Consider the following 20,042-nt stretch of genomic DNA (forward strand, 5'->3'; position numbering starts at 1 on the left):
GCAAGATGCCCAGTTCATAAATTTAATCTATCAGAGCAATTAGCTTTCTTTATTGATCTCTTTGATAAGACCGTCTGTCAAAGTAATTAAATAATTCTACGGATTGTTAACTATTATTTTTCCTTTGAAAATAAACAGTAGTTTTACTTTTGGAACACAAATGGGCACTAGAAATATAGGGATGACAGTGACAGCTGAATTTGTCAAGTCTAGAGTTAAGACGCTTGATATTCCCTTAACCCTCTCAGAGCACAGTATTAGTAATCTGCTAAACGACGTTCGACTGAAGGACCGCTTGCAGTTAGATGCCGTTGATTGTATTTGGGAATATTTAGCGGATCAAAGCACTGACGAAATATTTGGTCTTAGGGCTGGCCTCAATATCAAACTTGGTGATTTAGGTGTGGTTGGGTTTTTATTATCCAGCTGTGACACTTTCGAGCATGCAATCGAGGATATTATCAAGCATCTTTCAATCGTTAGCGAGACTGCTCACTTCAGTCTTACTTCATCAGGTGATAAGTGTTCTCTTAATTATATACCTCACTATGTGCGAGCTCGCCGACACAGAGTTGAGGCATCCATAGCGTCAACAGTTAGGTTCGCTAAATTGTTAACCGGCGGTAGATTTACGCCACTTAGCATCTTGTTGTCACACGCTCCCCCCTCTGCATCATCTGTCTCTGAAGCGCATAGCTTACTTGGCTGCGACGTTATCTATAATCAGGAAGTAAACGCGGTGGAATTTCATCATGATCAACTCAGCCTTCCAATCGATAATAGCAATGCTCTCGTTCATGAGAGAATGTTAGGGCTTGCAAAGGAAGTCATGGAAAGGTTGCCGAGCAGTGGCTTTTTAAGCACTGTCCGTGGTTTAGTCAGGCGGTACCCCGCGTGTGGTAAAAATGAGATAGCAAAAAGGCTATTCATTAGTGGCAGGCACTTGAATAGGAAACTGGCTTTAGACGATACCAGTTTTAAACAAATTCAAAACGAAATACGCCTACAACTAGCCGAAAGTTGGCTGCAAAATAACGTGCATATTGACGAAATTGTTGAACGCTTTTCATTTTGCGATGTACGCAGTTTTTCAAAAGCATTCAAGCGCTGGTCAGGGGTAACACCAGCTCAATTCTTAGTAAAATCTAAGTCATAATCTGTTTGAGCTTAGGTGATATGGATTCTTAATTTACCTGGAAGTAAGCCCACTCAGATTTAGTGTTTGTCTCTTTATGACCTAAATTGGGCTCATATGGCTCCAGAAACTCGTGACATTTTTTATTAGTATCGCCCATGAACAAAGCGCCTTCTGCTTTGTTTTGAGAGGTTGGTTGCTATCTCTACTCCATCTCTGAGTGGGTCAACTTAACCGTTCTTTAACCACTAAATAGAATACCAGGTAGATACTGTGAAACCAATTAGTAAAGTTATCGCCGCTGCATTTTTGTTTTTATCAATGAGTGCGAATTCAGCAACAACATCCAATTTCCACGGAACTTTTTCGGCAACCCCTTTTTTTCATTTCTCGACTTTCTCCGATGTGGTTAAAGTCAACATTAGCCTGAACCAATCAGGAAGCCAATATGAGTATCACAATACAAACGGTCTACCTTACGGAACTGGGTTGAGGGTGTGCTGGAAGAAGAATAGTTCTGCATTTCCTGAGACTACCTGCCACTACAACATACAGACGTATAACATCCATACGACAGAAATCATGTTGGGAGATGCTCTGGGGGTAGAAAGCAATACCAATTACATTTTGACGATTGAGGCACATTCAACAAAAACGTCACATACCGACTTCGACCCAGGTGAAGAAGAGTGGCATAACGCTGATGATGGAATGATAGGTAACTTAGATAGACGATGGCGTGAAGTTGCGCGCTTTGAGATAGTCACGCAGCGGATCGGGCTTCGGTTCACGGAATCGCAGAGTAACAGTCCGCTTACGGAAAATTAGTGTCAGGTAGATTCTAAAGACTATTCATCCAAAATTAAAACCAGTTAGTTTGTACTACTTACTAACTAAAAGGCTAGCTGGTTTTAGCTTTGTAAGTGTAAAAGTAAGTGTAAAAGTATGGGTATTTTCGTTCTCGGCGGTATCGAACGTTCGAATCAACGCGTTTAAGAGTATGTTTCACATTCGAGAACCCTCATTTTTGTTCCTGATTTAGCAAGGGGCCTGTTGACAGAAATAGTCACGAACTGAAATCCAGTTTTGGTGCATGAGGGTTCGTAAACGGGGTACAGCACATCGAAGGACGATGCCTTTCGTAATTGAAAATACCGTTACTCAATCTTGGGTTTTGCTATCTCTATTGTATTTTCTAGGACCTCGCGACCACCAGGCTTACCATGACTCGGTACCACCAAACGACTTTTGGGAAACGCATTGGCCACATTTTGAGCTGATTTTGACCAATGAGCTAAATCGGCGTCGCCGGTATAGCCAAGTGAATTGCTTTTGCCTGGCCGAATGAGGCATCCACCAAATATGATTTGGCTTGCCTGGTCATAAACAACAATATTGTCGTGAGTGTGCCCACCACCAGGGTACAGTACGCTTAACTTCTCCCACTGAGTTTGAGCACCGACGGTCGAAAGATCCAGATTGTTTTTAGCTGCCAGCAGTTCTCGTTTGGGCGCTAATTCATTGCTCATACGGCTAGCGAATGTATTGATGCCTTCATTGTGTAGTGCGTCCATGCCGCCCATTTTATCGGAGTGAGCATGCGTGTGTATTGACGAGCGAATGGGTTTACCTAGCGTGTTTTTTGCCCACTCGATAATTTGCTCCGTTTGTTCATTATTCCATGCGGTATCTATCAATACACTGTACGCTTCCCGCTCAACGACCAAACCATTTGTGAAAATCAGCCCCCATGGCTCTACGTTTCGGTAGCTGGTGTGCATCCAAACACCAGAGGCCAGCTTAGAAAAATGTACTTTGTCTTCGCTTGGTTTTTCTTCATTTCTATCTGAACTTTCGGTAGATCCCAATGAGGGCTGCATAACCATCAAAAGGGAATATACTGCGATCAGGAATATTACTTTCATTGTCTATTTTACGGTGTTCGTTTTAACGGTGTTTTTTTGCAGGTGGAGCCACAGAAGCTTATCGATGGGGCATGCAAAGAAAGCAAGCTAGTGGTCTAACGTATTCGTGTTCAGAAACTCTACTATTGTCGTGTTTACCACTTCTGCTTGCTCAATGTTTACCCAATGTGCAGCATTGTCAACTCCGACGACTTTTGCATGCGGTATTAATTTGGGGAGCTTTTTCACATTGTCGAATGAAAAGCTAACGTCTTGCTTTCCCCATATGAACAAGGTTGGTGTTTTTAATCTTTCTTGCTTCTCCCATCCGCTTGTGTAGTCCAATACCGGAGAATGTTTGAGCGTGGAAAGGGCAGAGCGCGTAAACCCAGGGTAGCTAGCAAAACGAGACCATTGTTGTATCGTGTCAGCGTATTTCAACGGTTCTACAAAATAGGCTTCAACCTTCGGTTTTAGAATATTCATGCCAAGGTAGTGAAAGACCAGATCGCTGAGTATTGGTATATTCAGCATCGGATTTTGGCCTCCTTCATCAGGCCATCCTGCAGGTCCAATCATTATTAGTCCATCAACTTTTTCTGGGTAGTGGTACGAATAATCTGAAGCGATAACACATCCGAACGATGATCCGACTAAGTGCGCGTTGTCCACTCCTAACTCTTTTAATACGACGTTAAGCTGGTTTCGAAAGAGCGAAAGGTCGTATTTAACTCGTGGACGATCGGAAAGCCCTCTGCCGAATAAGTCATAGGCGATGACCTTATAGCCAGCATTGACCAGTGCACTAATATTAGGGTTCCAGGATTCCAAGAAGCCGTTAAAGCTGTGAATAAGAACAACCACAGGGCTGTTTTCTTGACCAAACACTTTATAACGCGTTACTCCGACCTGCGATTTTATCAGCGCTGATTTATCAAGTGCTCTGGCCTCTTCTATTGCTTTTGTGTCTTCATTGTAATAGCGATATAAGGTTGTGGTGCCAAATAGAATGGAAGCAGAAAAAAATATTAGGATTGCCGTCTTCAAAATGAGGAGCTCAAAAATTCCAAGGAGAGAATACCGTTTAAGTGAGCTATGCAATGTAGCAAGTTTTCTATTCCTTGGGGGCAGAGTAAACTATATTTATAGAAACTTATATTTCGAGCACGCATCCGCTAGGCAAACAAAGGACGAAGCCGAATTAAATTAGTGCGCACTTCAAAAATAGCCGATTTAAAACATTTCGTTAAGCGCATCGTACGTTAGAGCATGATTTCGGCTGGTTGTGTTTAGTGGTTTTTTTGACGTTTCGAGAAGCGTCGAGTAGGCGTCGATAAATGGTGCAGGCCCCAATGATATTCGGTTTGCTCCTGCATTTATTAGTTCGTCAAGGTTATCTGAATCGCTAGAAGCCATGACGTTAAGCGGTGCTGCCACTAATGATGATACGGATGCTATATCCGAAGGAGACGTCATTGCAGGCACAAAAACACCATCCGCTCCACAGGCAACATAGTTATTTAGACGCTCAATACTTTCGTTTAATTGCCTCTTTCGAGTTACCAAACCTTGCAAATAGACGTCAGTTCGAGCATTGATAAAGATTGAACCCGTTCCCAATTGACTCCTTATTGCATTTATTTTTTTGACAAGTAACACAGCTGGATCACAACCATCTTCGATATTCACTCCCGCTACACCCCGCTCGGCTAATTGAAGTACAAGTTCGGCAACTTGATCTGGTGAATCGCTGTACCCATTTTCGATATCAACCGTAAGGGGAACCTTACTAATTCTTACGATGCTGTCTATTGCCCTAAGCAATACGGCTCTGGGTAGTGCGTTGCCGTCAGCGTAGCCATTTGCCCAAGCGAGTGATGCGCTGCTGGTGGCCAAGGCGGTAGAACCTGATGCCTGGACAATTGAAGCGCTGGCGGCATCCCAAATGTTTACCAAGAATAGGGGGGGATTGTTTGTGTGTAGATTTCGAAATTGTTCTGATTTAAATACCGACATTTTGCGTCACTTTGAGGTGGGTTGAGTGAAAAAGAGTACGCTATTTGCTAAGCAAATCTCGGCGGGAAACGGAACTCAACGTAGTTAAGTCCCTCATTGTGCAGAATCGGTGTTTGTGAAATTTTCTCAATTGAGAGTGTCTGGTAGGGCCTGAATATGGTCACTCAAAAAATACAGTTAAAGTAGGACGTGATCACATTAATACGACGTGAATCTAATTCACTTTTTTCTCACCTAAAATCGATCTGTCGATAAAGACCAAGCAGTTTTAGCCCTTTGTTTTTATTTAAAGTTTCGACAAACGTAATCCTACCTAATAAATACGCTCGGAAATCCCGATGGTTTTCGACGTTTTGAGCTTCAACACCATGGCGAATACAGTTGGTAAGAATTGCCTTTAATCGATCGTAGTAACGTCGATCAATATTCGGGCCTTCATTAACAACTACTCCGGTTATTTTTTGTCGCTGATGTGAACGGATTGTTCGTGATTTCCGATAATTTAGTTCAAACCCTTCCTCGAGACAAATAGACCCAACAAGTGGTTCTAAGAATCGCCAGTCTCGATGCGTATCACCAGAGAATGCCAAGTCGTCGGCGTACCTCGAATAGTGTAAATCCAGACTCTTAGCCAAGCCACTCAAGCGCTTATCTAACACACGCATAACAAGATTTGAAAGCACAGGCGAAGTCGGTGCACCTTGAGCAAGATGACGTCGTTTGACGCGATTGCGCTGTCCTTGATCTAACATTGCGAACAATGATCTAGGGCCATTATAGCGGTTTGTACAAAGGCAGCTCAAATACCTTGCTACCTCTTTGGAGTAATCTAAGCCGCGGAAAATTCTATAAACAGGGTAATAGTCGATCGATTGAAAACAGTTAACCAAGTCGAAGGTAAACAGATACTCTTTGTTGTTGTGGTTTTGCGCATGAGTCAAACAACCTCGATTTGCTCTAAACCCATGAGCGGCGCTATGAACCGGCACTTTAATCAATAGGCCAGAGTACAGTTGTCTTTGTATTCGCTTTAATAGGGCTTTGGGTGATTCGATCAAACGCATACCGCCGCGCCTCTTTTCCACAACGCTATAATGGTAGTGCTTATGTCTATCCGCCTGGTGAATATCATTTCGCTTTACGTCAGCTAGCCATTCTAATTGTGTATAAGAAATACCAAGCCAATAAGCGAGATCAATAAGCGAGTCTAGTTCTGGAAAATCAGGATTTACTGTCGAAGAGGTTTCTAAAGTACCTAGATTAAATGACTTAACCGAGGGCACTATCACGTTATCGGAAAACCATTTTTGAATTATCACACTTTCTCTTACGTACCTTAGCAGTAGAGGATAAGGAGGTCTGTCTTGAAAGGATAACAACAAACCACTAATAAATTGATCAGCATTGTCTGGGAGCTCATTGATAGATTCGATGCAGACGGCGATCAAAGTAGTAAAATGCCACTCTGTCACAGACAGCCAATCAGCCAGTTGTTTGCAAAAATAGGATTGGTTGTTCTTCGACACTTGATATAAATTCTGGTTCCCTGAATCAAAAAAAGGCACCCAACTCTTAATTCGCACGTACAGCTTTGCATGAAATGCAACGAGGTACTTGCAGCGTAATGATTGTAAACTTCCACCTTGGGGTAACCCCAAAGATCCTCTATGTTTTAAAGGAAATGCTTGGATGCCTTTTCGCTAGCTTACGGGAAACGCGGATTCTGTGGCAAGCTTTATTTCAGCAGCTTAAGGCATTTATGATTTCTACCAATAAAGATTTATCGAGCTGAGTAACTTGGGACAGAGTGAAGCTGTCATAGTTGACGGTCTCTTTAAACGAGGACGCTGCACCGTCAGAATGAACGTTTGCGTGAAAAGGTAGAAGTTTAAAAAAGGGAAGACCTATCACACCGCTTTATTAACCATTTGCTGTAATCTAAAGGCGCAGACATAGTCTCCATTGATATTAAGAAATAAACTTATCTAACATTAATAGCGAACCTGTCGATTCCATTTCGAATGACTGAAACTTGAAATTCCATACGTATCATTTGTGAAATGCATAAGTATTACCTTGTGTTGAGTTCGTATACTTAGACGCTAATCACAAAAAAGTATCACGAGATAACAATGAGTTTGATTAGCGCGAAAACACGAATTCTGCTAAATCTTTTTCTTCCTCAGCGACGACGGCCTAACCCCAGGTACAGTGTTTCCGATGCGGACACGGACTTGTCGGGGAAAACGATCGTATTTACCGGCGGCACTGATGGAATTGGCCGAGTGGCGGTTGAGATACTCTTTAAGATGGGCGCTGATATTGTGCTTTTAGGTAGAAATAGAGCAAAGAGTGAAGAAGTAATTCGACAACTAAAAAGTATGGATGATCAGCGCACTGCACGCTTGTATTGTTGCGATCTAGCTTCAATGGAGAGTGTTAATGAGTGCGCTGATAGGATTTTAGCTGACACCCCTCACATTGATGTGCTGATCAATAATGCTGGTATCAATTTGAATAGACGGATCATCACTCCAGATGGTTTTGAGACAAATTGGGCGGTTAACTATCTTGGCCCATACCTTCTAACTAATCGTCTTTTAAAACGAGTGCGCGAATCGGCCCCTTCACGAATTGTTAATCTGACCACCAACACCGAGTTTTTAGATGAGCTTGATTGCGACGAGATTTCGGTAAAAACGGATTTTGATACCAACAGTTCTTACGTCGAATCGAAGTTATCCATGAATATGTTTTCCATCGATTTAGCACTCGAGCTGGAAGGAAGTGGTGCGACGGTAAATTCGCTTTGTCCAGGCTACATCCGATCTAACCTGCTCAGCAATTTAAGCGGCCCAGAGAAAATCATGCAAGCCATCATGAACATTATGGCGTCTCCAGCGGAAGTAGGGGCCGATCGACTGGTTAGACTTGCTATTTCCAGTGAGTTCAGCGGTGTGAATGGGATTTATCTGAACGAGGATCAGACTAGACCTCACCATCGCGATGCTCAAAATTTTGATAAGAGGAAGCGTATTAGAAAAATCACGGAAAAAGCGCTTTCTCAATGGCTTCCGATTCAAGAAATTGAATAAATAATCTTACAAGAAATAGACATGAACAATAAAACGATTCTCATCACAGGTTGCAGTACGGGGTTTGGCAGGCTGACAGCCAAGCTCTTCCAGAGTAAGGGCTGGAATGTCATTGCTACTATGCGTTCACCTGAGAAAGAAGCCGAGCTTGCCGAGCTTAGTAATGTCCTTGTGACCAAGCTTGATGTGACAAAGCAACATAGTGTTGGTGAAGCCGTGGCCGCAGGCATGGCTGAATTTGGTCGCATTGATGCATTGATGCATTGATTAACAACGCTGGAATCTCAGGTGTGGGTGTTTTCGAGCAATGGGACGACGATGAGATCGATGCCATTTTTGATACCAACGTATATGGAGTCATTCGTGTAACTCAAGAGGTTCTTCCCATTATGCGAAAACAAGGCGAAGGTATGATCATCAACATTTCATCTTTAGCTGGAATTATTGGCTCACCGTTTGCGTCCATTTACAGTGCGGCTAAATTCGCTATCGAAGGACTGACGGAGGCACTAGCGCTGGAATATGCCCCCTTCAATATTGGGGTAAAGGTTATCGCTCCAGGAGCGTACGACACTAATCTATTCAGCTCGATATCAAACCGAATTTTAAGCAATGGCGACAATCAAATTCGAGCCTATAGCAAAAAAATGAATCAGAAAATGAACGTAAGTACAGAACAAATGAGTAAGCATGAAGTTCAGGGCTCCAACCCACAAGACGTTGCTGATAAGGTCTATCTGTGTGTGACGCAAAATACACCCATACATAATGTGTCTGGAAGCGATGCTGAACACCTAAGTCGTCTGAAGAAAACGATGCCTGAAAAAGAGCTTATGGGGATAATTACTGATATGTTGGTACCGACACGATGAGTGACAGGCAGAGTACATTGATTAGAGTCTTAGACAATGAATGAGGCAGTCCATATAAAATCCATCTCGGATATACACGACTATTTGGGTCTTCCTACGCCCTCACACCCTTTAATTACTGTTCTTCCTCACGCCGTTTTTAAAGACAAAATTAAAAATGGAACTCGTTACGCGTTCGACCTTTATCAGGTTTCGTTGAAAGACGGTATTGAGTGCGCTATGGGGTATGGCAGAAGTACTTACGACTTCAAAGATGGCTCGATGGTTTTTATTTCTCCTGGACAAGAAGCGTTGGCAAACAACGTGAAAGTCGAACCCGATGCTATTGGGTGGACGATTGCGTTTCATCCAAATTTGATCAAGCATTCGGCTCTTCGCAAAAAGATAAAGCAATATACGTTCTTTGAATATGAAATAGACGAGTCACTGCATCTGTCTGAAAAAGAGATTGAAATCGTGAGTGGTATCTCTGCAAAAATCGAGTACGAGTCCACTCAAAATATCGACCGTCACACACAAGCATTACTTAGGTCGAATCTTGAATTACTTTTGGACTATTGTGTTCGGTTCTATGACAGGCAGTTTTACATTCGCTCTGATTTAAGTAAAAGTTACGTTGGTAGGTTTGAAACGCTCTTAAACGACTATTATATCAGTGATAGACCGCTCCTAATGGGCATTCCCACCGTTCAATATTGTGGACAGGAACTGGGATTATCTCCTTACTATATGAGTGATTTATTGAAACAAGAAACAGGAAAAAGTGCGTTAGAACTCATACACCTATTTTTAGTAGAGAAGGCACAAAACTTGATGTCAGAGAGTGAGCTTAGCATTACTCAAATCTCCTATGAGCTAGGGTTTGCGTATCCTCAGCATTTCTCTAAGGTATTCAAATCTAAAGTTGGAATGTCTCCACGAAAATTCAGAGCCTCTTAGTTAATGATGTGAACATGAAAATGCAAGACTCTAAGCACGAATCGATCCGGTCCACGCCGAAATATTCTGTATCCTCAGCTTCACGCGTAGCAACCGCGCCGGAGTTAATGGCCGCCGACCGGAAAGTGGGCTGGCTGGTAGTCAATAAATGGACCTATCGTTTAATGAGGCTGGTTAGTAATGTGGTCACCCCGAAATTTGATGTTTCGGAGGTTTCCATTTCTGAAGAAATCAATTCCGCTAAGGGAATGCGCATCGTGCAACCGGATATAGTTAGGCGTCCTGGAGCGCTGTTTCTCATCCATGGGGGGGGATTCGTGATTGGCAGTAATCGCGATATTTTAAGTCACGCGACACAGTTAGCAAGAAAGCTTGGCGTGCCTGTGTTCTGCCCAGCCTATAGACTTGCACCCGAAGCGCCTTTCCCGTCAGGATTTGATGACTGCCATTTTGCTTGGCATTGGTTGCATGACAATTCAGAGTCTTTCGACATTGACCCTTCAAAAATCGTGCTAGGCGGTGTTAGCGCTGGAGGCGGGCTAGCGGCTTCTCTTGTTCAACGTTTACATGATGAAGGCAAACGAAAACCGTCAGCGCAATGCTTAATTTACCCGATGTTGGATGCGCGTACGGCGACGATACGTGAGTTAGATAAACCTCGCCATAGAGTTTGGAGTAATAGAAACAATTTGTTTGGCTGGGCGAGTTATCTCACAACTCCTCTGGAACACCCGGCGCCCATCTATGCTGTTCCTGCTCAACGAGAAGAATTGTCAGGGCTTCCGCCGACATGGTTGGGGGTTGGTACTTCTGACCTTTTTCTCGATGAAGACAGAGAATACGCTCGACGCTTATCAGCCGCTGGTGTCGATGTCAGCTACGTTGAAGTTGACGGTGCTATCCACGGCTTTGATATGGTCGATACGGGAATGAGCAATGCATTTATTGCATCACAAATGGCATTCATTGAGCGTTTCATCTGAGGCTGTTTTCTCATTTTTATCTTCATTGAACACCAACACACCATAATTTTCACATGACGAATCTATGAGCCGCATATTAATTTTTGGAGCAACAGGCACGGTTGGTCATGGTGCACTACTTGAATGTCTTGATCACCCTCAAATCACTCAGGTTGTGTGCGTACTTAGACGGCCCACGGGGCATTCGCACCCCAAGTTGAGTGAAATAATTCATCATGATTTTAATGATTTTTCTTCGCTTGATATAGAGTTTCAACACTTTGATGGGTGCCTGTGGGCAATTGGAATTCCACAAACCGGACTCACTGAACGGCAATATACTAAAGTCACTTTTAACTTTACAGTGGCCGCCGCTCAAAGATTGACTGAACAAAGCCCTGAATGCAGTTTTGTGTTTATTTCAGGAGCAGGCGCAGACGAAACTGGCACCAGTAAATCCATGTGGGCGAGAGTGAAAGGTCGAACCGAAAACGCGATACTAGCCTTAGCTTTTAAGCGCATTTTTATCTTCAGACCAGGCACTATTGTTGCTAAAAGAGGCATTAAACACAACGTCAGTGCATACGCCTTTTCTTCGATATTCGCACCCTTGATGCGTCCCTTTGGACTTGCGACTTCAACCGTCGAGATCGGTAGGGCGTTTATTGCTGCCGTTCTCATGAGTGATGATGTTCGATTGGATCACGTAAGATATAACTCGGCTGACATTAATCGACTCGCGAAGCTAGCGGGACGAGACTCGATACTGTGATGACCCTATATCAAATGTGTCTTTTTGTTCAGAGCTTTCATTGATCATGGTTGAGCGAATTTTTGATAAGCCGTACATGAATCAGGTTTGGAACATAGAGTACTAACATTATTGCAATTCTATTAGCTTAAACGGGCTTAACAAATCGATTTAGTTCGGTTTGAACCACGTCGATAAATGAGAGCCCTTTAGTTCGCAGTCCATTTTTTAGAATCACGCACGCAAATTTGCGAATAAAAGATCAGAAATAGCGCTCGATGGTGAGCTGAAGCATGTCGTCTCGTCTTAGACCGAATGCTGGAGCAAGTTCTGAGTTATCGTTAAAAATACGGGCTTCGATTATTGCTTTCCAGTTGCTTCCCAAGCGCCGGCTTCCTTCAACTATGAACTTACTGCCTTCATGGTCAATGTCGTAGCCACCTCCGATGAGTAACTCGGTGCTTTGAGTGTCATTGAACGCGAGCCGCGTACCGACATAAATATCGTTTTGAAAGTCACTGCCGCCTAATTCGTCGCCGCGTTCGTCCCACGAGTATTCCGCTAACATGCCTATATCGGCGCTACTACCCGCGACCCCCACAAACGTGTATTCAAAACCAGCCTGCACGGCTGAATAGTCTTGGAGGGAGGTGTCTCGATGAAGCGCTTCAAATTTCAACAGCCAGTCGCCTTTTGTCGCTTGTAGGTCAACACCAATTTGGGTCATTTGTTGATAATACGGAGTTAGTCTGTCGTCATCGAATTGGACTACAGGAGTTCGGTTGGTTCCTTCAAAAAAATGCACTCCAACATCATAATCAGAGAACGAATGGCTCCAACGAACAGCTAGGTCCAGCCGTTCCTTGCCCGCTGAAGATTCGAAAACAGCTGAATTCTGGTCGATCACCTGTGACCCTCGAAGCCGACCATCGACTCCTGGAAAGGTACGTTCTCGAAAGTATGGAAGAAGGTAGAGGTCAAGGATACCCCAATCATGAGCCAAGGAAAGATTGACCATCGGTTGCCCAAGTTTATCTTCTCCGTCTATGTCTTCCACATCGTCGTTTTGATTTATCGTGTCCACCAAATGCTGAAACTCAGTCACACCCCAAAACACTTTGCCAATGCCAGCCTTGAGCTCCCAACCATCATCAACGTATGTCCACAAAAGTTCTCTAACGTCGGTGTGGGTGCGTTCGTCATCGCGTTCGTCCAACCGAGCAAATGGCTTAAACAAAACGCTGTGGTTTCCGTCATCGGAAGTCCAGTAGAACTCAGGTTCCAGCGATACGGAACTGTTGCTCCTGCCCGACTGCCCAACGTGGATAGGGGAATCAACAAAGTGGCGATATTCCAAACTCACCTTGGTGTTAATATCGACGGGTTGCGCATTTGCGCAGCCCATCGAAACCAGTAAGGCGACAACCATAGTCCTGAAATACATGTCAACTAACCTGTCTGATTTTAGTAAAGCTTAACGAGCGCGCTTCAACGTATTTTTGTTGAAGTCGCTGTCTTTAAGGCCGATGTTAAATTTGTAGTCTGAGTAGCTTAATAGCGTAGATTTACCACTTTGATGGTTAATCATGGTCGACTCTTCAGCTCGCCAAAATTTGCCTAGGTACTGTTGATAACGTGAAAAGGTGAGTGTTTTCAGCAAGCTGCCTTTACGGTCGTAGAAATCGATTTTAAACGGTCTATAGTGGACTTTATCAAGCCAAGCTACGCGTTTGGTGTAACCGGAAAACTCATCGTTAGGAATCTGCTCGATAACATAAAGCTCCATTCCATCGATTGTTTCGTCGTTCAAGTATGTGTAGCTGTACTTGTCTACTTCAAAGGAACTTAAATCTTCGAACGCAAATTCGGAGCCCATAAAGGGGCCTGATTTGTTACGTGATGAGATTCTTTTTACGCGTTTTAGTGCGGGTAGAAATAACCATTGATCGTCAGGCGTATCGATGTGTGAGAAGCTCAAAAAGGAAGTCCCTTTAACATCAAGTGGCTTATCGAAAACGGTTAGGCTTTTATCACCATCGTTGTCTAGTTCGAGCGCTTTGACTCGCAATTCTCGCGAACTTTCTTGGCCTTGTTTGTTCTTCAAAACCATGATCATTGAGGCACTGCTGTCTCCCCATCCAGTGTCACGTACCTTGGCTTCGGTAGCGATGGCCAGCCCGCGCTCTTGCGCGGATTGGTCTTGAGCTGAAGCGGGAGTTGTTATCAACAAAGGCAGGGCAGTTAAGAGCGCCGCTATTGAAAGGCTTTGTTGCAGTTTCGTTAAATTTGTTTTGTAAATCATTTGTCTATACCGATAAAAAAGAGAGTTCTAGGCCTGTGTGGGATGCTGAGCAACTGGCTGCAAGGCATTAGATGAATTTTGATTGGGGTGCAGATAGGCATCCAACTTTATTAGCAAAGGAGGAAGGAGTAAGAAATCAATGATCAGCGCAAAGAGAATAATGACGGCGGTTAGTAAGCCCATATCCGCATTCAATTTGAACTGTGACTGTGCTAAACACATAAAACCAAAGAACAAGACGAGGGTAGTGATGTACAGCGCACGCCCTACATTTGCAAACGCGTAGCGCACCGCTTCTTCGGCTGATTCACCACGCAGTGTTCTGGCCCTCAGATACTTGCTCAAAAAGTGAACGGTATCATCAACAACAATACCTAAGGTGATGCCCATGACGAGCGTTAAGCCCATGTTGATTTCACCGTCCCAGAGTGCCCACAGTCCGAATCCAACAACAGCCGGAGCCAGATTAGGAATTAAACTCAACAGGCTATATCGAACTGACTTTAGAGCGACTCCAAGTAAGAACGAAATGAGTACCAGAGCGAGTAGCGTACCCATCAACATGCTTGAAATGTTTCTCTGGGCGATATGAGCAAACATCAAATTTGGCCCAGTGATGCTCACGGAGTATTGCGGAGCATTGTTGTTCAACCATGCATTGATTCGGTCTTCGATTTCAAGTAACCCAGTCGAATCAAGGTTTTTAATAGTCGCCACGACACGTGTTGCCGATTTGTCGATGTTAATTTGATTGTTCAAATCAAGCCCATACGGAAGGGACATTTCGTACATCAAAAGATATTGGGCTGAGAGCGCTTTACTCTCTGGAAGTCGATACCATTGTTCGTCATCACCATGCATGTTCATGTTAAGACGTTTAAAGGTGTCACTCAGAGAATTAACGTGATCAACCTCTGGTTGATCGCGAAGCCAGACCGTAAAATTTTCGAGGTCCTTTAGGAACGCTGGGTCGTTTACACCGCTGTCTTTTTCACTGCCTACCGAAATTTCAATTACGGTCATGCCAGAGATGTTATCCGACAGCGCATCGGTGGCTTGGCGGAATTCGGTGGCTTCGGTGAAGTAACGTACTGGGTCGTCGTTCAATTGGTTTTGCGGCGCAAAGACGCCCATCGCAACAATTCCAATCGCTACCAGAGGGAGCAGAAGCTTGCGACGACGTATAACGAATTTGGAGATATGGTCCATTAGATCAAAGCCAGCCTTCTCCTGAACTTTCACTTTCATTGGAAGTTTAGATAGGATCGCTGGAAACGTCGTTATTGAAAAAACAAAGGCCAACATCACACCAACAGCAACCATATTTCCTAGATCGTTGAACGGAGGTGAATCGGAGAAATTCATGCTTAGAAATCCAATTGCCGTCGTGACGCTGGTCAACAAAATAGGCTGAAAGTTCACCTGCAAACTACGGAAGATAGCTTCCTTACGTTGCATGCCTCCACGCATTTCATAAAGCACCGTTGTCAGAACATGCACGCAGTCGGCGACCACCAGTGTCAGGATCATAATTGGCGCAGAAGCCGACGCTCCGGTTAACGAAATGCCTCCCCACCCAGAGAGCCCCATGGTGCTAACAATGCTGATGATGATTATGACCAGAAGTGACGCCGTTCCTAAGATCGTTCGAAGCAATAGGCCAACAGTCAAAATGACGATGAGAAACATCAAGGGGACTAAAGTCGCGTTGTCAACCATCGCCGCCTCACCAAAGGCCGCACTCATCATGACAATGCCAGACAGGTAAACTTGTGAGCCAGGGTTCTCCGCTTCAAATTGAGCTTTCAGTTCACGAACTTTAGCGGTAACTTGAGGTTCCTCGCTCAAAGTATCGATTCCCGGCATATTGATGGTCACGTTGACTAAAGTAGCGTGCGCGCCTGGGGAAATGAATTTGCTGACGAGTTGTGGTTCCGAAACCGCGATCTTGCGAATTTTCTCGATTTGTTCTTCGGAGAATTGCGTGCGATCGGAAATCAGGTCTTCAACAATCAAATCATCATCTTCGGCAAACGTATATTGAAAGTTGGATATGGAATCCACCCTGGTCGAGAACGGCACCTGCCAAGCATCATCTGTCAGTTGTTGAACTGATTGTAAGAATTTTGGGGAGAGTAGTTCTCCGTTTTCGGGCAGCAGTAAGAAAGAAACGCTGTCGCTTTTACTGTACACCTTCTCCATTGATTCATAAGCAATCAACTGCGGATTGTCTTCACTAAAGAAAACACGATAGTCGCCGGTAAAGCTAAGCTTAGGTAAGCCTGTACCCGCTGCAGCCACGAATAGCAATGTCACAGCCATCACTAATATGGGCCGATTTATTACTCCTTTTAAAAATTTGTCTAACATTGATTGACCTTCTAACACGTTTAACTTAAATTGTACCGAATGGTATATTTTGCGTACTATACCGTTCGGTATAAAATATGCAAGAGAAATTTGAAAATAAATACATCAGTGACATTTTTCAGTAGCTTGGTTGAACTCGATGTTCAATTGACTATGATGTCGGAGTAAAAAATTAGAGAGTAGAAACGATGGGCGTTGGAAGAAAATTGGAATTTGATAGGGAAGAAACCCTTGATAAAGCAATGAGATTGTTCTGGGATCACGGTTATACCAATACGTCGTTATCTGAATTGATTTCCGAGTTAGGTATTAGCAAGCCAAGTCTCTACAACACCTTTGGTAATAAGGAGAATTTGTTTTCGGCTTGCTTTGACTTTTATCTTTCCGAGTACGTAAAACCCAAGTTTGATCTCTTAACAGGTGCCAGTGAAACGCCATTGAGCGACAGATTAAGCAACTACTTCTATGGTTTGATCGATCTCATGGCGGATTCGGATACGCCTCTTGGGTGTTTGTACGTAAAGAGTCAAGCAGAGGCGCAGAGCCCGAATTTTCCTGCTGGACTCTCGAGAATGCTGCTTGAAGCCAGCAATGTTCACCATGCTGAGTTAGAGCAAATACTAAGCAATGAAATTTCCGTGGGTCAACTACCGGCAGAAGCTGATGTTACTAAATTGTCAAATTACATTACCGCGGTATCGTTGGGACTGGCTGTACAATGTCGCAGTGGAAAATCCATAACTGAATTAAGAGACATCGCCGACATCGCTATATCATCCATCGTATAGTTCTAAGTAGAAATTCTCGCGACCGTACTCGAAAAGGGGTCAGAGCCGAATTAATCTATAAAATTGGAGTGCTGTCAGGGTTAACTCTCGAAGCTTCATTTTTTAAGTACGGACTACTTGGGGACGGAACTTGATAACAATCTCGGACTTAACAAAATTCCCCTTTACTGGTAGAAGACGAAGATTAAAAAGCCACCTATAAATAGCCAGCGTCACGAGTCGATTTTAAAAATGAGCGCGAAACAGGAGCATTGCCACCCGACTTTAATATCAAATGGTGTTTGCCCCCGGTACTTTTTGAATCGGCGATCCCTTGTCTTGCGACCCACCAAGAGCGATGAGTTTGAAGCCCGTCTACCTCGCTCAGTTCTTTGAGGGCGTCTGACAAGCGCATTAATATCAGTTCTTCGCCATTATCCGTGTGTACTCGAACATAGTGATCCTCTGACGACACAGCGTATAACTCAGCATTCTGATATTTAATCGGCAAACGCTTCATAAAATGTTCGGAAGACACACCACTTTTACTCACAGAATCTGAAGGATCGGAAATATACCCCATCGCCTTTAGCGCAAGGTAGCCCACACTATTAACTAGTAGTGTAATAGGGAGAGTGAGAGCGTATTGAATCAACCAATTGATTGCTGGCCACTCACCACGCAACCCTCCACTATATGAAGCTAAAACGACCACCACTGGCAAAGAAGAAATGCTGGACAAAGCAACCAGTTTAAAAAGTGTTGAACGGTCGCGCAAAGGGCCTGTGAATACCCAAGACAAAACCAATAGCCCCATCACCGTCGCGGCACCGATCGTAGAACACCAAAAGAAAAAGCCCTGTAAAAGAGGCATTTTGTTGGAGTCGTAAATGCCTAAAAACGTGAATAAAGCACTGACAGCAAAAAAAGTGCCTACCCCAATTAAAACGTTCTTTCGATTGATTTCCATTTGACAGTGCAATTCGCGATTCGTGAATTGAAAGTAACGTAATTGACGAATAAAACCAACCGCTTTACGTAAAACCAGTCGCACTTCTCGGGCAGGTAACTAAAGTGTCTTTATGTCTCTTTGAGCAAACTAAAGAGTCTTACTATTAAATGCCTAGTTAGGCGAGCAACTGAGAACCAAAGCATGTGGAATTTGTGTATTAAAATTAGTTTAATTATTGCGTTTTCAAACTTGACATTATCAGTTCACGCACAAGAAACTCACTTTACCGACCAGCGCCTTAACGATATCGAACGCTACATAAATCAGGGCATGGCCGATGAAAACATACCGGGTGTATCAATTGCATTAATTGAATCAGGCAGGGTTATTTATACAAAGGGCTTTGGTAAAGGTGACAATGAAAATAGCCGTATTAGCCCACAGACGCCGTTTCAAATAGCCTCGATGACAAAATCATTTAGTGCGTTATTAATATTGCAACTAGAGAACGATGGAAAACTATCATTAGACGACAAAGTAGTCGACCACATTCACTGGTTTAGAACATCCGATAAATCTCAGTCCGACCAAATTAGCATTAGACACCTTCTACAGCACAACAGTGGCTTCTCTACTCAAAGTGGCAATTTCACTCAGAATAGCCAGTACCGAGGCGCCGACGCAACTGAACGTTCAGTGAAAGCCTTACAGAACAGCCAATTAGTGAGCGCGCCCGGAAGTAGCTATGAATATTCAAACAGCAACTATCATATTGTCAGCCATTTAATCGAAGTCGTTGAAGGCGCTCCGTATGAGGCCGTCATCGCTGCACGTATTTTTCAGCCGTTGGATATGCGCAATAGTTTCGTACAAATTCCCGTGAATAAAACAGCGGAACCGGCGATAGGCTTTCCGCAGTGGTTTGGCATTTCAGTAGAACGCCCTTTTATACTTGGGCGTATGAAAATGGGCGACGGCGGGGTATCAGCGAGTGCTGAAGATCTAAGCAAGTATCTTCTCGAAGTATCCCAAGGCGAATTAGGCTTAGTCACTAAAAACATGCGTGATAGCTTATTTAGAACGGATGAAAATATTGCACACTATGGGCTAGGTTGGCAAATATCAACAGAGGGAGACATGACTGTATACGAGCATGGTGGCAATAATGGGGGCTTTAGCAGTCAATTTGGGTTTACCGACGCTAATAGCCGGAAAGCCGATATTGGCTTCGTAATTCTCACAAATTACACCAGCGCCCTGCATTCTCAATTCATATGGAATGTTCGCCAAACTATTTTGGGTTCTGAACGACTAGCAAAGAAACTTAACACGACCAACTTACTATCATTGATCGCGCTATACGGAACGATATTAGTATTGTGCTTCTGTATTTATCGAAGCATTAAAACGAGCAAACCCACACGAACACGCTTTAAACATTTTATCATTCCCTCTCTACTCATTGCTCACGGCTATGCAATGGCCTACGTAATTCCAGGGTTGAACAAAATAAACCTATTTTCGATATACCCATTTTTCCCAGATTTGGCGGTTGGATTGATTGGATGTTCGGCGCTGTCCATATTGTTAGCCGTACTAATGCTCATAAAGTTGAGCACATTTTGGAAAGTTCGGCAGCTCGATTGATTAGGTTATTACCTATAAAAAGTACCATTGCGATTATCTAGTTGACTAAAGTAACTCATAAAAAGCCCAGCCTCAAAAAGAGAGTGCCACCGCTATTTGCCCTTAGCTGCCATTCTGAATTTTTGTTATCAGCCAGTACTAGCAACGTAAACACAGATCGCACAAAAAGACTAAAATACTACTGAATAAAGGAGGTCGGCAACAAAGGAGAATGAGAGTCATTTGTCACCGCCTTCGTTTTTACTTTCAGAGATATCGAAAGACTTAATCCGAAGTGTTTTCAGCCCCCCCCTTGAGAGCACGATATGCCGTCTATGAACTATAGTTGAG

The 20,042-nt window shown here is 43.6% G+C and carries 18 protein-coding genes; 10 read left to right on the top strand and 8 right to left on the bottom strand.

Annotated elements, in window-relative coordinates:
* Positions 1-160: 160 nt before the first annotated feature.
* Positions 161-1,156, top strand: a complete 996-nt coding sequence (locus ABWW54_RS04205; protein WP_353410480.1) for an AraC family transcriptional regulator — start codon at positions 161-163, stop codon at positions 1,154-1,156.
* Positions 1,157-1,408: 252 nt separating this feature from the next.
* The gene (locus ABWW54_RS04210) at positions 1,409-1,963 is read left to right on the top strand and encodes a hypothetical protein (RefSeq protein WP_353410482.1); all 555 of its coding nucleotides are present in this window, start codon (positions 1,409-1,411) and stop codon (positions 1,961-1,963) included.
* A gap of 329 nt (positions 1,964-2,292) precedes the next feature.
* Here ABWW54_RS04210 and bla read toward each other — a convergent pair whose 3' ends face one another.
* The 4 genes from bla to ABWW54_RS04230 all read right to left on the bottom strand — a co-directional run bounded on the left by bla (position 2,293) and on the right by ABWW54_RS04230 (position 6,581).
* A complete protein-coding gene (gene bla / locus ABWW54_RS04215; protein ID WP_353410484.1) occupies positions 2,293-3,060 on the bottom strand; it encodes a subclass B1 metallo-beta-lactamase in 768 nt (255 codons plus the stop codon).
* 87 nt (positions 3,061-3,147) lie between these two features.
* Positions 3,148-4,086: an alpha/beta fold hydrolase gene (locus ABWW54_RS04220; RefSeq protein ID WP_353410486.1), complete on the bottom strand. Its 939-nt coding sequence runs from the start codon at positions 4,084-4,086 to the stop codon at positions 3,148-3,150.
* Between the two features lie 186 nt (positions 4,087-4,272).
* A complete protein-coding gene (locus ABWW54_RS04225; protein ID WP_353410488.1) occupies positions 4,273-5,055 on the bottom strand; it encodes an isocitrate lyase/PEP mutase family protein in 783 nt (260 codons plus the stop codon).
* A 230-nt stretch (positions 5,056-5,285) separates the two neighbouring features.
* Positions 5,286-6,581, bottom strand: a complete 1,296-nt coding sequence (locus ABWW54_RS04230) for a reverse transcriptase family protein (RefSeq protein ID WP_353410490.1) — start codon at positions 6,579-6,581, stop codon at positions 5,286-5,288.
* Between the two features lie 606 nt (positions 6,582-7,187).
* Between ABWW54_RS04230 and ABWW54_RS04235 the strand changes: the two genes are divergently transcribed.
* From ABWW54_RS04235 to ABWW54_RS04260, 6 genes are all read left to right on the top strand, one after another.
* Positions 7,188-8,150 (top strand): SDR family NAD(P)-dependent oxidoreductase, encoded by a 963-nt coding sequence (locus ABWW54_RS04235; RefSeq protein ID WP_353410492.1) that lies wholly within the window; start codon positions 7,188-7,190, stop codon positions 8,148-8,150.
* Between the two features lie 21 nt (positions 8,151-8,171).
* A complete protein-coding gene (locus ABWW54_RS04240; RefSeq protein ID WP_353410494.1) occupies positions 8,172-8,417 on the top strand; it encodes an SDR family NAD(P)-dependent oxidoreductase in 246 nt (81 codons plus the stop codon).
* A complete protein-coding gene (locus ABWW54_RS04245) occupies positions 8,414-9,022 on the top strand; it encodes an SDR family NAD(P)-dependent oxidoreductase (RefSeq protein ID WP_353410496.1) in 609 nt (202 codons plus the stop codon). Before ABWW54_RS04240 ends, ABWW54_RS04245 begins: the two co-directional genes overlap by 4 nt.
* Positions 9,023-9,058: 36 nt before the next feature.
* A complete protein-coding gene (locus ABWW54_RS04250; RefSeq protein WP_353410498.1) occupies positions 9,059-9,961 on the top strand; it encodes a helix-turn-helix domain-containing protein in 903 nt (300 codons plus the stop codon).
* Between the two features lie 14 nt (positions 9,962-9,975).
* Complete coding sequence (locus ABWW54_RS04255) at positions 9,976-10,944, top strand: alpha/beta hydrolase (protein ID WP_353410500.1); 969 nt, start codon at positions 9,976-9,978, stop codon at positions 10,942-10,944.
* Between the two features lie 64 nt (positions 10,945-11,008).
* On the top strand, positions 11,009-11,695 hold the full coding sequence (locus tag ABWW54_RS04260) for a Rossmann-fold NAD(P)-binding domain-containing protein (protein WP_353410502.1): 687 nt from the start codon (positions 11,009-11,011) through the stop codon (positions 11,693-11,695).
* A gap of 241 nt (positions 11,696-11,936) precedes the next feature.
* On the opposite strand, the gene ABWW54_RS04265 is transcribed toward ABWW54_RS04260, so the two are convergent.
* The 3 genes from ABWW54_RS04265 to ABWW54_RS04275 are packed head-to-tail and all read right to left on the bottom strand — an operon-like array spanning position 11,937 to position 16,346.
* Positions 11,937-13,118 (bottom strand): hypothetical protein, encoded by a 1,182-nt coding sequence (locus ABWW54_RS04265; RefSeq protein WP_353410504.1) that lies wholly within the window; start codon positions 13,116-13,118, stop codon positions 11,937-11,939.
* Between the two features lie 30 nt (positions 13,119-13,148).
* Complete coding sequence (locus ABWW54_RS04270; protein WP_353410506.1) at positions 13,149-13,976, bottom strand: outer membrane lipoprotein-sorting protein; 828 nt, start codon at positions 13,974-13,976, stop codon at positions 13,149-13,151.
* A gap of 27 nt (positions 13,977-14,003) precedes the next feature.
* The gene (locus ABWW54_RS04275; protein ID WP_353410508.1) at positions 14,004-16,346 is read right to left on the bottom strand and encodes an efflux RND transporter permease subunit; all 2,343 of its coding nucleotides are present in this window, start codon (positions 16,344-16,346) and stop codon (positions 14,004-14,006) included.
* 188 nt (positions 16,347-16,534) lie between these two features.
* On the opposite strand from ABWW54_RS04275, the gene ABWW54_RS04280 reads away from it, so the two are divergent.
* Positions 16,535-17,134, top strand: a complete 600-nt coding sequence (locus tag ABWW54_RS04280) for a TetR/AcrR family transcriptional regulator (RefSeq protein WP_353410510.1) — start codon at positions 16,535-16,537, stop codon at positions 17,132-17,134.
* 196 nt (positions 17,135-17,330) lie between these two features.
* Here the strand turns inward: ABWW54_RS04280 and ABWW54_RS04285 are convergent, their stop codons facing one another.
* The gene (locus tag ABWW54_RS04285) at positions 17,331-18,083 is read right to left on the bottom strand and encodes a LytTR family DNA-binding domain-containing protein (RefSeq protein ID WP_353410512.1); all 753 of its coding nucleotides are present in this window, start codon (positions 18,081-18,083) and stop codon (positions 17,331-17,333) included.
* A gap of 231 nt (positions 18,084-18,314) precedes the next feature.
* On the opposite strand from ABWW54_RS04285, the gene ABWW54_RS04290 reads away from it, so the two are divergent.
* A complete protein-coding gene (locus ABWW54_RS04290; protein ID WP_353410514.1) occupies positions 18,315-19,712 on the top strand; it encodes a serine hydrolase domain-containing protein in 1,398 nt (465 codons plus the stop codon).
* The last annotated feature ends 330 nt before the right edge of the window (positions 19,713-20,042 follow it).

Source organism: Arenicella sp. 4NH20-0111, from assembly GCF_040366405.1.
GTDB lineage: Bacteria > Pseudomonadota > Gammaproteobacteria > Arenicellales > Arenicellaceae > Arenicella.